This window comes from Streptomyces olindensis, assembly GCF_040645895.1.
Taxonomy (GTDB): Bacteria; Actinomycetota; Actinomycetes; order Streptomycetales; family Streptomycetaceae; genus Streptomyces; species Streptomyces olindensis.
Genome location: NZ_JBEYZD010000068.1, coordinates 19,346 through 33,625, shown reverse-complemented (window position 1 = coordinate 33,625; position 14,280 = coordinate 19,346). Strand labels below are relative to the sequence as shown.

Annotated in this window: 13 protein-coding genes; 5 read left to right on the top strand and 8 right to left on the bottom strand. The window is 74.2% G+C overall.

What is annotated here, in order from left to right; genetic code table 11:
• Nucleotides 1-149: 149 nt before the first annotated feature.
• A complete protein-coding gene (locus tag ABZ948_RS32285) occupies nucleotides 150-818 on the bottom strand; it encodes a TetR family transcriptional regulator (protein WP_359765554.1) in 669 nt (222 codons plus the stop codon).
• Nucleotides 819-1,043: 225 nt separating this feature from the next.
• On the opposite strand from ABZ948_RS32285, the gene ABZ948_RS32280 reads away from it, so the two are divergent.
• Together ABZ948_RS32280 and ABZ948_RS32275 are read left to right on the top strand one after the other, a co-directional pair.
• Nucleotides 1,044-1,763, top strand: coding sequence for a peptidoglycan-binding domain-containing protein (locus ABZ948_RS32280; RefSeq protein ID WP_359765518.1), 720 nt, complete (start codon nucleotides 1,044-1,046; stop codon nucleotides 1,761-1,763).
• 101 nt (nucleotides 1,764-1,864) lie between these two features.
• Complete coding sequence (locus tag ABZ948_RS32275; RefSeq protein ID WP_359765516.1) at nucleotides 1,865-2,353, top strand: flavin reductase family protein; 489 nt, start codon at nucleotides 1,865-1,867, stop codon at nucleotides 2,351-2,353.
• Nucleotides 2,354-2,607: 254 nt separating this feature from the next.
• On the opposite strand, the gene ABZ948_RS32270 is transcribed toward ABZ948_RS32275, so the two are convergent.
• From ABZ948_RS32270 to ABZ948_RS32255, 4 genes are all read right to left on the bottom strand, one after another.
• Nucleotides 2,608-5,004, bottom strand: a complete 2,397-nt coding sequence (locus ABZ948_RS32270; RefSeq protein ID WP_359765514.1) for a SpoIIE family protein phosphatase — start codon at nucleotides 5,002-5,004, stop codon at nucleotides 2,608-2,610.
• 107 nt (nucleotides 5,005-5,111) lie between these two features.
• The gene (locus ABZ948_RS32265) at nucleotides 5,112-5,678 is read right to left on the bottom strand and encodes an antibiotic biosynthesis monooxygenase (protein WP_359765512.1); all 567 of its coding nucleotides are present in this window, start codon (nucleotides 5,676-5,678) and stop codon (nucleotides 5,112-5,114) included.
• A gap of 42 nt (nucleotides 5,679-5,720) precedes the next feature.
• Entirely contained in the window at nucleotides 5,721-6,095 is a 375-nt protein-coding gene (locus ABZ948_RS32260; protein WP_359765552.1) for a hypothetical protein, read from the bottom strand.
• 286 nt (nucleotides 6,096-6,381) lie between these two features.
• Nucleotides 6,382-7,299: a MurR/RpiR family transcriptional regulator gene (locus ABZ948_RS32255; RefSeq protein ID WP_031120408.1), complete on the bottom strand. Its 918-nt coding sequence runs from the start codon at nucleotides 7,297-7,299 to the stop codon at nucleotides 6,382-6,384.
• A 166-nt stretch (nucleotides 7,300-7,465) separates the two neighbouring features.
• On the opposite strand from ABZ948_RS32255, the gene ABZ948_RS32250 reads away from it, so the two are divergent.
• Entirely contained in the window at nucleotides 7,466-7,627 is a 162-nt protein-coding gene (locus ABZ948_RS32250; protein WP_359765510.1) for a hypothetical protein, read from the top strand.
• A 58-nt stretch (nucleotides 7,628-7,685) separates the two neighbouring features.
• Nucleotides 7,686-8,087 carry a DUF3662 domain-containing protein gene (locus tag ABZ948_RS32245; protein ID WP_359765508.1) on the top strand — a complete coding sequence of 134 codons (402 nt, stop codon included), beginning with the start codon at nucleotides 7,686-7,688 and terminating at the stop codon, nucleotides 8,085-8,087.
• A gap of 11 nt (nucleotides 8,088-8,098) precedes the next feature.
• Here the strand turns inward: ABZ948_RS32245 and ABZ948_RS32240 are convergent, their stop codons facing one another.
• The 3 genes from ABZ948_RS32240 to ABZ948_RS32230 form a co-directional block, all read right to left on the bottom strand.
• Nucleotides 8,099-9,781, bottom strand: coding sequence for an ArnT family glycosyltransferase (locus ABZ948_RS32240; protein ID WP_435857682.1), 1,683 nt, complete (start codon nucleotides 9,779-9,781; stop codon nucleotides 8,099-8,101).
• 21 nt (nucleotides 9,782-9,802) lie between these two features.
• Nucleotides 9,803-11,719: a phosphatase PAP2 family protein gene (locus ABZ948_RS32235; RefSeq protein WP_359765506.1), complete on the bottom strand. Its 1,917-nt coding sequence runs from the start codon at nucleotides 11,717-11,719 to the stop codon at nucleotides 9,803-9,805.
• Nucleotides 11,720-11,874: 155 nt separating this feature from the next.
• On the bottom strand, nucleotides 11,875-12,774 hold the full coding sequence (locus ABZ948_RS32230) for an N-acetylglucosamine kinase (RefSeq protein ID WP_359765504.1): 900 nt from the start codon (nucleotides 12,772-12,774) through the stop codon (nucleotides 11,875-11,877).
• A gap of 240 nt (nucleotides 12,775-13,014) precedes the next feature.
• Between ABZ948_RS32230 and ABZ948_RS32225 the strand changes: the two genes are divergently transcribed.
• On the top strand, nucleotides 13,015-14,136 hold the full coding sequence (locus ABZ948_RS32225) for an ROK family protein (protein WP_359765502.1): 1,122 nt from the start codon (nucleotides 13,015-13,017) through the stop codon (nucleotides 14,134-14,136).
• The last annotated feature ends 144 nt before the right edge of the window (nucleotides 14,137-14,280 follow it).

Here is a 14,280-nt window from a genome sequence, read left to right as displayed (position 1 = left end):
GGTCAACTCCCTGCACTCGGCCGGAATCCCGTGGGCGCGGTCACCCGCGCACACGCGTGCGCGGTTCGCCGTGCCACCGTGCACGGAGCACAGAGTATGGCACTCAGTGCCACTCGTAAAGGCACTCCGTACCCTCAATGTGGGGACGCTCAGGCCCGCCCCAGCGCCGACTCGATCTGCTGCACCACCCGCCACAGGGGCGCCCCGCGCCGCGAGACGACGACCACCACGTCCTCGGGCCGCTCCCCGGCCGGAGGCACCGGCGCCTCGCCGAAGGCGGACTGCACGTACGCCAGCGCGTGGTCCACCGCGGCGCTCGCCTCGCCCTGCCCGTCCGAACGCAGCCAGGAGCGCAGGGCGTTGTTGTGCGCGGCCACCACCGCCGCCGCGATCACGTCGGCCTGCAGGGTCCCGTCCCGGCGGGCCGCGTACCGCCGGCGCAGGTACGCGGCGAGGGCCCGCTCGTAGCGCCACACCACCGACAGCTCATAGGCGCGCAGCCCGGGCACCTGCCTGGTGAGGCGGTAGCGCTGCACCGAGAACGTCGGGTTCTCGGCGTACATCCGCAGCACCAGCCGGGCCGCGTCGCACACCCGCCGCACGGGCTCGTCGTCGTCCGCGCCCTCGGCGAGGAAGGCCGTCATGTCGGCCAGGCACCGCTCGTGGTCGGGGAAGACCACGTCCTCCTTGGAGGGGAAGTAGCGGAAGAAGGAGCGCCGTCCCACCCCGGCGAGCGCCACGATGTCGTCGACGGTGGTCTGCTCGTAGCCCCGTTCGAGGAACAGCTGGAACGCCGCCGCCACCAGGGCGTCCCGCATGGGCGTCTTTCCGGTCCCGGCGCCGGCTTTCTCGGAGCTCATGAGCGGGAACGTAGCACCCCCGGGGACCACGTATGGCACTCAGTGCACCCTTCGGAAGGAACCGAGTGCTCTGCGCCCGCTGCCCGAGCGCCCTCTGAACTGCGGGCGCGGCAGCCGCGTATCTAGCGGCAGCACGACCCCCGAAGACGGGCGCCCCCGAGCCCGGACGCAAGGAGAGCACGCGTGTCGACACCGTCCGAGCCCCGGCCGCCGCACGACGGCCCGGCCCTGGAACCCATCCGAGTCCTGCGACCGCGCCGCACCGACGCCCTCGCCGAGCTGATGCGGGAGTTCCGCGAGGAGACCGGCGCGGCACACACGGCATCCCGGGGCCCCGAGCCTGCGGGCTACGAGTCCGTCACCCTGCCGGGACCGCCGGCCGGTTCCGAGGCCCTGACGGAGGAACTCCCGCCCGTGGCCCGCGCCACCCGCCGGTACGCGGAGGCCCACGCGGCACCCGCGGGGGCCGGGCTGCGCCGCGCCGCCGTGGCGGTGGCCGTCGTCGCGGCAGCCGTGATCGGCTTCGGCGGCGCGCTGCTGCTGCGCGGCGAGAAGACGGACGACAAGGCGGCCCCCGCACCCAGGCCCCCGGCTTCCGCCTCGGCCTCTGCCCCCACCCCCACCCCCACCTCACCGCAGGCCTCCGCACCGGTGGATCCCGACGGGCCCGGCACGCTCCGCGAGGGAGCCACCGGACCCGAGGTCACCGAGCTCCAGGAACGCCTGCTGCGCATCCCGGACGTCTACCGGGACGGCTCCACCAACGGCCGCTACGACCCTACCCTCACGGCGGCGGTGGCCCGCTTCCAGCTCTGGTACGGCATCCGCGGCGACGAGACCGGCGTCTACGGCAACGACACCCGGACCGCACTGGAGTCCCGCACCGCGCCGGCCACGAGCTGACCCACCCCGGCACGGCGTCCCCCCGCCTGGCACCCGCCCGGCCACCATGGTGGGGTGAGGCCGGGGCCCGGCACGCGTGAGGGTGAAGGAGCGGTGTGGACATGGCGGACGTGGACGCGTTCATCGGACGGCTGAATCCGGACATGTGTGTGGTCACGGCCGTCGCGGGCGGTGAACGGGCGGGCTGTCTCGTCGGGTTCGCCTCGCAGTGCTCGATCCGTCCGGTGCGTTTCGTGGTGTGGCTGTCCGAGCTGAACCACACCTTCCGGGTGGCCCGGAACGCCGAGGTGCTCGCCGTGCACCTGCTCGCCCGCGAACAGCACGCCCTCGCCGAGCTGTTCGGCGGGCGCACCGGCGACCGCACGGACAAGCTGAAGGACGTGCGGCTGCGGGAGGCGTACGGCGGGGCGCTCGTCCTGGAGGAGGCCCCGGCCTGGTTCGTCGGCCGTGTCCTGACCCGGGCCGGCGGCGGCGACCACGTCGGCTTCGTCCTCGACCCGGTCGAGTGGGGCGGACACGAGACGTACGACGGGCCGCTGCTGCGCCTCTCCGACGCCGTCGGCATCCCGCCGGGTCACCCCGTCGACTGACCTCGCGCCCCGGCGGTCGAACGCCCGGCAACGGCTGGGAAAAGCGGCGGAAGCGCGGGCCCGCCCGGCGTCACCCTGGGCCGGGGCGACCCACGAGGCGCCCGATCCGCCACGAACCGAAGGCCCCGCCCATGAACGGCTCCCGCGTCCCCGGCCTGGTGCTGCCCACCCTGTTCCTGCTGGCGTTCGTCGTGGGCCTGTGGTGGTACTGGCGGCATCGCGGCGACTCATAGATGCGCGCTTCCGACCCGCGCCTACGGCTCCACGACTCCCGGGACCCGGACGTCCACGACGCACACGTCGTCCCGCCGCTCGTCCGGCAGCATCCGCGCGAGCAGCGGCCCCAGCGACACGGGCCCGTCGGTGTGCGGGGCCGCGACCGCCTCGGCGAGCCGCTCCAGACCGAGGTCGATGCTCTCCGGGGGGTGCTCGACGAGGCCGTCCGTGTACAGGATGAGCCGGTCACCGGGCGCGAGAGGGCACTCGGCCTCCTCGAACACCGGCGTCGCGGTCGCCCCGAGCAGCATGCCCCTCGGGCGGTCCAGGTAGCGCGCCTCGCCGTTGCGCAGGAGCAGCGGCGGGGGATGCCCCGCCTGCGCCCAGACCAGGCGCCGCCGGCGCGGCTCGTAGCGGGCCAGCACCATCGTCGCGGTCGCGTGGGAGTCACGCGAGTGCAGCAGCAGGGTGTTGAGACGGGCGAGCGCGCCGGTCAGCGACGAGCCGGTGATGACCATGCCCTTCGCGGTGAACCGGAGCTGGGCCATCGTGGCGACCGCGTCGACACCGTGCCCGGCGACGTCGCCGACCACCAGCAGCGCGTCCCCGTCGGGCAGTTCGATCGCGCTGAACCAGTCGCCGCCGACGTGCACCCCCGACTGGGCCGGCAGATAGGCGACCTCGACGCGCAGCCCGGCCAGGTGCACCGGCCGGTTGGCCATCGGCAGCAGCGCGTGCTGCAGCCGGGAGGCCAGGGTCCGTTCGGCCTGGAGCACGTCGTGCTGCGTGAGGATCGCCCGCTCGCTCTCCACCAGGGCCAGCTCCGCCCGCCGCCGGGCTGTCATGTCCTGCACGAAGCCGTGCACCTCGACGGGCGTGCCGTACGAGTCGGCCACCGCCTCGGCCACCAGCCGCAGATGCCGGATGCCGCCGGTCGTCCTGATCCGGAACGGCACGTCGAACGCCCGTCCCTCCTCGATGAGTTCGCCGACGGCGCGGGTCAGCGCGGGGGTGTCCTCGGGCAGGGCCAGCTCCGGCACCTCGGTCAGACGCACCGGGCCGTGCGCGGGGTCCCGGCCGAGCAGGGTGAACACCTGCGTCGACCAGGAACCCTCCCGCGTGACCAGATTCCAGTTCGCCCAGCCGAGGCTGCCCAGGCGCTGCAAATCCGCCAGCCGCTGCTCCTGCCGGTCGGACGAGCCGTGCCGGATCCAGGAGACGATCAGGGTGTCGCCCAGCGGCGCCACCCGTGTCGTGTAGGTGAACAGCTCCGCGACGTCCGCCACCGTCTCCTCGTGGGCGAAGGGCTCGCTCTCGTGCGGCTCCCCGGTGGCCAGCACGTGCAGGCAGCCCCGCCACAGCGGCCCGCCCGCCAGGGCCGGCCGGAACTCCAGCAGCCGCCGCCCGGCCGGCTCCTCGCCGGGCCGGCCCAGCAGCTCGCCCACCTGGGCGGTCGCGGCCTCCACCCGGAAGTCCTCGGGCTCACCCGAGGCGGCACGCACCGGCGTGAGCAGCATCGCCGAGACCGGCAGGGCGTCGAACAGCGCCTGCGCCGCGACCGTGGCGGCGTCGGAGGACCGCTCGGCGGGGGCATCGAAGGCGCGCAGCCGCCCGGCGCACAGCTCGGTGACGCCCCGCAGGTGTGCGCGGTCGCGCGGCGTGAACGACCCGGCCCGGCGGCGCAGCACGCCGATGCAGACCTCGGCCGAGCCCGCGGCGGACACGGGGAGCCAGGCCCGCGACCGCCACCGCTCGGGAGGGTCCCCGATCAGCAGGTACCGCCGCGCGTCCGAGGGCAGGTCCTCCAGCCACCGCGGCTCGCCCGCCCGCAGTGCCTCCAGCGCCGCGATCCCGCCGAGCGGCGGGACCCGGGACCACTGGGAGGCCAGCCTGTCGCCGATGCCCGCGTGCCCGATGAGCGCGAGGCCGCCGTCGGGCCTGCGGGCGTAGATCATGACCGCGTCCGCCGCCATGTCCGGCCCTAGGTGCTCCAGCAGGCACCGCGCGAGGTCGTGCGGTGTCGTCACCCGGACGAGGGCCTGACCGAGGCGGGCCAGGGCGGCGGAGACGTCGTCCGGCGCGGCCGACTCCTCCAGGACGTCCGCCCCGGGGCCGGGGATGTCGGTGTCGGCGGGCTCGGTGGCCCCGCCCGGACCGGGCGCCGTCGGCGCCAGAGCGCCGAGCGTGATCCAGCACTCCTCCAGCAGGGTGTGACGGGCCGCCTTGGCCCGCTGGAGCAGCCGCTCGCCGGCGGCGTCCGCGGCGCACCCGGTCAGTGCCATCACCGCGCCCTTGGCCCGCTCCACGACGGCCGACGTCGCCGCCTGGTCACGCAGCCGGTCCAGCTCGGCGCGCTGCCGGGCGACGACCCTGGCCAGCTCGGCCAGGTCCGGTGCCGCACCGGGATCCGGCGGTGTCACGGGCTCGCTCGTCACGCGTCGAGCATTGCACACCCGGCCTGATTCGAAGACAGCCTTGTGCGCACCGAATGCTCAGGCATCACAGGCGCCCCATCGGTCCCATCGGGCTCGTGGGAGACCGTTCAGTGGCCGTCGCGCGGATAGAGCCACAGCCGCAGCAGCCGGCTGAGCCGCGGCATCACCAGGTACGTCAGCACCGGCAGCAGGACCAGCGGGAACACCGCGGCCCGCAGGGGCAGCGGCCAGCCGGTGGTGTGCGGGGTCACCAGCCACTGGACGAGCAGGGTGAAGGGATAGGCGCCGAGGAAGGTCGTGAGGACCATCTTCCACCGGGGCGGCGCCTGCACGGTGGTGCCCGGCAGGCTGAACCAGGTCTCCATGCCGGTCGTCGACTGGCGTTCGCTGCTGACCTCGGTGGCGATGTCCTCGATCCGCCGGTGCCAGCGCGCCCGTTCCTCGGACTCCAGCCAGGCGGCGAGCCGGTGCTGGTCGGACCAGCGCAGCACCGCGTGGTAACGGTGGCCGTCCTCGGGCGTCAGCCAGGAGACGCCCTCGTTGCCGGGGAACTCTCTGGCGCAGCGCGTGATGCCGCGGGTCCACTCCTCGAACTGCCGCTCCCGGCCGGGTCGCACCTGCCAGGTCAGGACCGTGGTCACCGGCTCGCCGCGCCGGACTTGTGTGGTGCTCATTCACTCCCGGGTGCCACGTGCGGCGCGGGTCATGCCCGGGGTTCAGGAGGGGCGGTTCGCCTCCACCAGTGCCTGGGTGACCGCCCGGACGCTGCGCGCGATGTGCTGCAACTGCATGAGCTCGGCCGCGTACAGCTTGATCGTGTGCTCGATGACGCCCTCGTGCAGCCCGAGACCGGGCAGGTCGGCGCGGGCGGTCTGCAGGGCGGTGCGGGCCACCCGGATCTCGTGCTGGACCTGGATCTGGGCGTGCCGGGCGAGGAGCACCGGGTGGCGGACGAACACGGGGTATCCGGCGTAGCGCGCGGGCACCAGCTCGCGCAGCCACTTGGCCGCCGAGCGCTCCCAGTCGTAGCTCCCGGGGGTCTTGACCTGGCAGGGCCAGTCCGGGCTGATGCGCGTGGACGTCAGGGGCATGATCATCGCTTCCGGTGTGCGGCGTCGTGAGGGTGGACGACGGGTCGGGGCGGCCCCGGTCTAGGGGATGACCGGGGCCGCCACGGACACCCGGGACGCCGAAGCGGGTAGGACTCGGCCTCCTCGGGTGCGGAACGGATCCGGAACAGCCGGGTCGCGATCCGTGAGCAGTATTTATATATGCCAACCGGTTTGCAAGGAGCATGAAAACATTCATGCGCGCTTTGTTGTGGATGGTCCGCGTGTGTGATCGGGACGTCTGCCGGGTCCGCGCCCGTGGGGAGAGTCAGTCGCGGAGGAAGAACTGGTGTTGGTCGGCGACCTGCTCGTACTCCTCCAGCCGCGCCTGCGTCCGCTCCGGGTCCGCGTCGGTCATGGCCTGGAGCAGCGCCGAGCACATCACGCCCGGGGCGGCGTAGGAGTCGAAGACCAGGCGCGATCCGGTCCCGGTGGCGAAGGCGACGTCGGCCTCGTCGGCGAGCGGTCCGAGCGCCAGGTCGGTGATCAGGGCGACCTTGAGTCCGGCGCCCCGCGCGACCCGGACGGCCGTCAGGGTCTCCTGGGCGTGCCGGGGCATGGAGAACGCCAGCACCCAGGTGCCGCCCGCCTCGCGGGACTGCAGCAGCGCGTCGTAGGCGACGCTGCCGCCGCGGGTCACCAGCCGGACGTCGGGGTGGATCCGGCGGGCGGCGTAGGCGAAGTACTCGGCGAGCGACACGGAGATGCGCAGGCCCAGGACGGTCAGCGGCGTGGACGAGGACAGCTTGCGGCCGATGTCGATCACGAGGTTCGGGTCGGCGAAGTCCCGCCGCAGGTTCTCCAGGTTCTCGATCTCGGCGTCGACCGCCGCCTGCAGCTCGTTGCCCTGGTTCTCCTCGGCCGGCCCGCCGGCGAGCGTCCCGAGCGCGATCGACTGGAGCTTCTCCCGCAGCGCCGGGTAGCCGCTGAAGCCCACGGCGGAGGCGAACCGCGTCACCGAGGGCTGGCTCACCCCGACCCGGTCCGCGAGATCCGTGATCGACAGGAACGCCGCCTCGGTGATGTGCTCGATCAGGTACTGGGCGATGCGCCGCTGCCCCGGGGACAGCCGGGGCCGGTCGAAGAGCGTTCTGAGCTGGGCGGACGGGGAGACCTCCGCTTCCGGGGCGGCCTTCCCCGAGGTGATCGCGGATGCCTGTGCGCGTGCCTGCTGCGGCGATGGCACCGGTGCGCCTCCTTCGTCTCCCAGGGACGTTCAACATAGCTCACGCACCGTGGTGACCAGGGCTTCTCGCGGGAGCACATGAGGCGCCCGGCGGGTGGATACCCGGGCGCAGGGCGGGAACCCGCCGCCGCAGAAGATCCCCTACGACGCACGAGGAGCCACGGCCATGACCGTCCCCGAGGAGAACCGGCCGAAGACCCAGACGACCGACGAGGTCCTGGAACAGCAGGACGAGAACCGGGACCGCCCGCCGGGCGCGACCGGCCGCACGATGCGCGAGGCCCTGGAGGAGGCCGAGGTGCGCCCCGACGACTACGACGAGCGGTAGGACGCCCACCCCGGGCCACCGCAACCGAACCGACGACGTTTCCGGCAGGTGATACCGCATGGGCGCCCTGAGCGCGCTGGAAGAGACCCTGGAGAGCCGATGGGAGGCGCTGTGGGCGCGGGTCCGCGACAAGGAACCGGTCGAGGTCCTCGACGCCCTGCGACGCGAGTGCGACGAGAACGCAGTGGTGTGCAGTGAGGGCCGGGTCATGGTCCCCAACGCCTACGACGTGGAACTGCCCGACGACGTGCACGAACACCTGACCCGCACCGGCGTCGACGTGGGCCAGGACCTCACCGACAGCCTCTCCCGCCACGCGGAACGCCGCGGCTACGAGTGGGCCGGCCCCCTGGCCGTGCACGTGGCGAGGTGCCCCGAGGTTCCCAATGGCCGCTACCGGGTGGCCAGCAGGGTGATGCCCAACGTCAGCACCGACGGCTTCTTCCACGCCGCGCACTGACTCCGGGACGCTCAACGGCGATAGATCGTGATCGAGTGCCCGACGTGGTCCACGGGGCGGCTGCCGCCGATCAGTTCGGCCAGCCGCCCCCTGGCCTTCGCGGCAGCCGAGTCCGACACCACCAGCAGCCCGCGCACACCGGCGACGGGCACCCCGCGGGGGTCGGCGCTCCTGATGCCGTAGAACCCCGGCACTCCACTGCCCTTGTAGACGAGCCACACCCGTTCACCGGCATACCTCTCCCGCAGCCGCTCGGCGAGTCGCCCGAGGTCCTGCCCCCAGTCCACGTTCGAGTCGTGCAGCCACTCCCGCGTCCTGCCCGGTCCGCCGAACGCCTCGTTGGAGTAGGGCAGATAAAAGGGGTACGTCCGCACCGAACCGACGCCGGTGAACGCCACCAGCACGGCCACCGCGACCGGCACCCACCACCGCCGCACCACGAGCACACACGCCGCCGCCACCGCGAGGAACAACGGCAGGAACACGGCGTACCGGGTGCCGAGGTCGCGCGCCCCCTGCATGGCCGCCATCAGCAGTACCACGGGAGCGGCCAGCACGTACGGTGCCGCGGGGCGCAGCCGCCGTACCGCCACCACCACGACGGCACCGGCGACCCACAGCGCGAGCGCCCCCAGCGGCGTCTTCACCAGGAGCGCGGCCGGCAGGTAGTACCAGAGGGAGCCGTCGTAGAGACGGCCGAACAGGTAGCCCTGCCACGGCCGGTTCTCCAGCCCGAACTGCACGCGCATCCCGTCCCGGTACGCCTCCGGGAACGGCAGCAGGCGCACGAGCAGACCCCGCGCCCCGTGCACCACGGGCACATGCTGCTCCGGAGTCCAGCGCAGCCGCGGATCGACGACCAGGTACACGGCCCACACCACCGCGATCGCGGCCAGGGCCACCACGCCCGCCCCGGCCACCGCACGCACCAGGCGCCGGCCGCCCGCGCAGGCGCGCCACACCGACACCGCGGCCAGCACCATCAGCACCGCGACGGCGGGCAACGTACTCATCTTGGTGGCCACGGCGGCGCCCAGCGCGATCCCCGCGAGCGGCAGGTACAGCCGGGGCCCGCGCCGGGCCCGCCACACCAGCCACGCCGACGTCAGCACGAACCCGGCGGCGGGCACGTCGAGCGTGGCGAGGGAGCCGTGGGCGATGACGTCGGGGGAGAGGCAGTACAGGGCGAGCGCGGCCAAGCCGCCCACGCGACCGGCCAGTTCACGGGCGAAGGCGAACACCACCAGCCCGAACAGCGACGTCAGCGCGATCACCGGAAGGCGGGCCCACAGCATCAGCCGCCAGGGATCGTTGCCCGACTCGTAGAGCAGGTGCCGCCCCACCCGGCCCTGGTCCCCGGTGTAGGACGCGTCGATGTGCGGGTCCGCGAGGGCGACACCCACCCCGATGACCAGCTTGCCGAGCGGCGGATGCTCGGGGTTGAGCCGCAGCCGGTGCTCGTGGACGTACTCGGCGGCGGCGCCCACGTACACCGGTTCGTCGATCGTGGGCGTCTGCCGCACCGCGGTCGTGACCATCGCGCAGGCCATCTGCGCGAGCAGCAGCGCGGCCAGGAGCCGCACCGGCCACCGTCCGCCCGGCCGCCGCGCCGCCCCCGACGGTGCCCGGGACGCAGGCGGAACCGGCCGGGGAACGGCGGGGGCGAGCAGGTCCCTCATGGACCCACTGTGCATCAGCCCCCGCCGCGCAGGGCGTCACCGCCGCACGAGTCGCACCGACAGTCCGTCAGCCGTGTGGACCGGCACGGCCTTCAGCGTCGCCGAGTCCAGCTCGACCCGGTCGAAGCGGCCGCGCAGGTGCGGAGCCGACAGCACCGGGACGGTCGTCCCGGCGACCGGCGGACGCTCGGGGTCGAGCCGCAGCGACAGCACGCCGCCCCCGCCCAGCAGGACCCGCCGGCTCACGGTGAGGGCCGGGCCGTGGTCCTTGCGCAGCAGCAGCTCCAGCGTGGAGTCGCCCTCCTGGACGTACGAGCCGCGCACCCGCAGCACCTTGTCCGCGCGGAGCGTGCCGCCGGCCACCCGGACGTCGCCCTGGCCCAGGGCGTTGGGCGACGCGGCGACCAGCGTGCCGGCCTCGACGACCGTGCCGCCGTGGTAGCGGTTGTGGCCGGCGAGGGTGAGCGTGCCCGTGCCGCGCTTGGTCAGCCCGCCGTCGCCCTCGATGTCGTTGCGCCAGCTGTCGGCCGCGTGGAAGCCCCCGGCCGCCGCGTCCAGCGTCACGGCGACGTCGGTGTCGAAGGCGCCGTACCCGTCCGCCGCGGCGAACAGGTTCAGGCGGCCCCACTGCTCGAAGCCGTCCAGCAGGACGTATCCGGAGGGCAGCGCCGTCGTCCGCAGCACCTCGCGCCGCTGGTCCGCCGTCAGGTACGGCAGCCGCGTCTCCAGCAGCACCTCCGCGCCCTTGGGCACGGTGAGCGGGTCCTTGCGGCCGCGGCGCGGCAGCACGTACGTCAGCCTGGGTCCGACCGCGCGGGCGTTGGCCTCGCGGTCGGCGTACGCGTCGGTGGCGTCGGAGTGGGCGTAGGCGTACAGCGTGTCCGCCGTGGTGCCCGTCCGCTGTGTGAAGTAGGCGAGGGCCTGGGCGCGGGCCGCCGCCTTGAGCTCCGCGTTCGCCGGGTCGGCCAGCGTCGCGGCGGTCAGCGCGGTGGCCATGACCCGCCCGCCGATGACGTCGACGGTGGAGTGCATGCCCGCCATGATCCGCGTGTGGCTCAGCTCGAACGCGCGGGTCACCAGCTCCTGGAACCGCTCGGGCACCGCGTACGCGAAGGCCAGCGCGGCCAGGTGGAAGGCGTTGGTGTGGCCGCTGGGGAAGCCGCCGTCCTCCTCCCCGTTCTCGGAGCGCTGGCGCAGCAGCTGCGGGGCCACGACCACCTGCGAGTCGTACACCGGGTAGCCGAGGGCGTCCTTCTCCCCGGTGTCGACGACCTCGCTGTCCTCGTTCATCCGCCAAGGGCGCGGGTACTGGAAGGCGAACTTGGCCGGGTTGCCCGAGGCGAACGGGCCGCGCACGGTGTCGACCAGCTTCGCGACCCTGCCCAGCTCCGAGTCGTACGAGCCCGCCCCGAGGGCGGATCCGGCCGGGGCGTCGGCGGGCAGGGTGTCGCTGATCTTGCCGGGGGGAGTGCCGTCCGGGGCGCTGGTGATCGACGTGACGGCCTTGGCGCCCGCCTTGTACAGCCCGGCGAGCGGCCCGAGACCGGCGATCATGGCGTAGCTCTGGTGCTGGCGGTCGTAGAGGAAGGCCTCCTTCGCCTGGGCCTCGGTGCGGGTCCGGGTGACGCGGGCGCAGTAGCGCATGTTGGCGCGCAGCACCTCGCGGTCCAGGACGTGGCCGGTGTCCCAGGCGTCGCCGGTCTTCCACACCTCGGCCATGCCGCCCAGGATCCGGACGACCGCGTTGGTCTCGGGGGTCTGGTTCGTCAGGACGTTGGACTTGTAGTCGTCGACGAACGCGGCGAGGCCCGTGGCCGCCTTCGCGTCCGCCGCGCCCAGCCAGGTGACGAAGGCCGGTGCGGCGAGCAGGCCCGCCGACGCCCCGAGGGAGGTCCGCAGGAAGCCCCGCCGGTCGACGGTGACGGCGGTGCGGTGCCCGGCTGATGACGGCATGAGTGCGCCTCTCTTGAGTTCTGCCAAGGGGTACTGCTGCGCGAGCTTCGGCCGTGCGGCCGGGGTGACGAGCGAAGATCTACGGCCGTGTCGTGACCCTTCGCGAAGGGTCCGGCCACGGGGCGGTGTCCGGAGGGTGAACGGCGGCCGCCGGCTCACAGAAGGGAACGGGCCAGCGCCACCGCGCCCTCGACCGGCGGCACACGCAGGGGCTGCGGCCGCGCTCCGGGCAGGGCTTCGGCGAGCGCGCGGGTGAACGCCTCGTACAGCGCGGGCTGGGCGAGCACCGTGCCGCCCGCCACCACCACGTCGTCCACCGCGACCCCGCGGGCGGCGAGGCGGACGACGAGCGCGGCGAGCGCCCGGCCGCCGTCGGCGATCACATCCTGGGCGAGCGGCGAGCCGGCCTCGGCGGCGGCGAACACCACCGGTGAGTGCCGGCCCCACTCGGCGGACACGTCCGTGGCCGCCTCCAGCGCCGCGCCGAGCGCGGGCACCTCGGCCACACCGAACGCCTCGACCAGTCCGGCCGCCAGCGCGTCGGGCTCCTCGCCGCGGTCGTGCGCCGCCCAGACGGCCCGCGCGGCCTCGCGGACGAGTCCGGCCGCGCCGCCCTCGTCGCCGAGGACCGCGCCCCAGCCGCCGACCTGGACCGGGCCGCCGTCGGGCAGCCGTCCCACCGCGACCGAACCGGTGCCGGCCACCAGGCCGACGCCCTTCTCCAGCCCGGCGGCGGGGACGAGCAGCTCGGCGTCGCCCACGACCAGCGCGGGCACCCCCAGCCGCTCCTGGAGCGCGGCCCGGATCCGCGCGCACTGGCTCGGCGTCTCGCAGGCGTGACCGCCCACGGCGACGGCGGACGGACGGGTGCCCGGCGGCAGGGCGTCGTGGACGAGCGCGGCCAGCCAGTCGGCGGCGGCCCCGGAATCGTGCGGCCGCCAGCCCGTACTGCTGCGGACGTGGTCGGCGACGGTCCCGCCGCCCGCGCGGGCGCGCAGCTGTGTCTTGGTGCCGCCCACGTCGATACCGACCACGGAGGGCGTGGAGTCCTGCACGGGTCCTCTTTCGTCGTTGCGCGGACACGTCGCACGGCAGGCGAACCGTGCGCCGGTCCACGGCGGTTGAAGAGGTAGGGAAGCCCCGGGACGGGCTTCTGCGGGCCACGGCAGGCGAGTACCGTGAAGTTCGTTAGGAAGTTAACTAACGAAGTAGGGTGCGTCAAGAGGCACGGAATTCCCGGTGCCGCGCCACCCTTGCGGCCACCCTGCTCGGCCGCAGCACGACCTGGGGAGACCATGCACCTGAGTGAGAGTGCCCGTGTGGTGTTCGACGTACTGGCCGGGGCGGGCACGGCCACCCGACCCCAGCTGGCGGCCGGTGCGGGCCTTTCCAAACCGACCGTCTCCACCGCCGTGGCCGAACTGGAGGCCGTGGAGCTCGCCGCCCACTCCGGGCGTGCCTCCGGCTCCACCGGCCGCAGCGCCGCCGTGTACCGGCTGGGACCGGCCGCCGGCGCCGTGCTCGCGGTCGACCTGGGGCCCGCCCAGACGCGGGTGCGCGCCTGCGCCCTGGACGGCAGCCTGCTCGCCGAGGGCACCGGCTCCCGGCCGGAGGCGGCCGACACCGTCCGCAAGGTCCTCGACGCGCTGCCCCCGGGGGCCCCGCTGCGGGCCGTCGTCGTCGCCGTCGGTGACGTCACCATCCGCGACCGGGAGGGCGCCGGGGAGCGCCCCGCGACCGCCAAGGCCGGCCCCGTCTTCGACGCCATGGCCGTCGCCCTGCCGGACGGCGTCCCCGTCCACCTGGAGAACAACGTCAACTGCGCCGCCCTCGCCGAACTGCACGAGGGTGCCGCCCTCGGCCGGGACACCTTCGGCTACCTGCGCATCGGCGTCGGCATCGGTCTCGCCGTCGTCATCGGCGGCCGGGTGCTGCGCGGCGCGAACGGCGCCGCCGGTGAGGTGGCACGCCTGCCCTACCCCTGGGACGACGACCGCGCCCCGCGCCACGAGGGCCTGGAGCAGCGCATGGGCTCGCGCACCCTGCTCCGCCGGGCCGCCGAGGCCTGGCAGGAGGGCGACGGGCCCCGCCCGCGCACCGCGGAGCGGCTCCTCGCCCTCTCCGGGCAGGGGCATGCCACGGCCCGTGCCGTGGTCGGCTCGCACGCCGCCGACGTCGGCCGACTGGCCGCCGCCGTGGCCGCCGTGCTGGACCCCGGCCTGATCGTGCTCGGCGGCGGTACCGGCGCGGATCCGCAGCTCCTGCCCGGTGTGCGCGCCGAGCTGGCCCGGCTGAGCTGGCCCACCGAGGTCGTCAGCAGCGTGGTGGGCGACACCGGCACCGTGGCGGGCGCCAGCAGGCTCGCGGTCGCCCATGGAATCCAAACCGTGACCGGAGCTGTGCGGGCGAAGCATTGACGGCTGCGTCATCGGTCTGCCAATGTCCGGACAAGCGCTTTCTGAGTCGGCCGGGACGCCGACTCCAGGTGAGCCTCCCGCCCGTACGCGAAGTACGGCAGCCGCACGAGGGCGTGCTCGTGCGACGACGGCCGTCATGGCCGG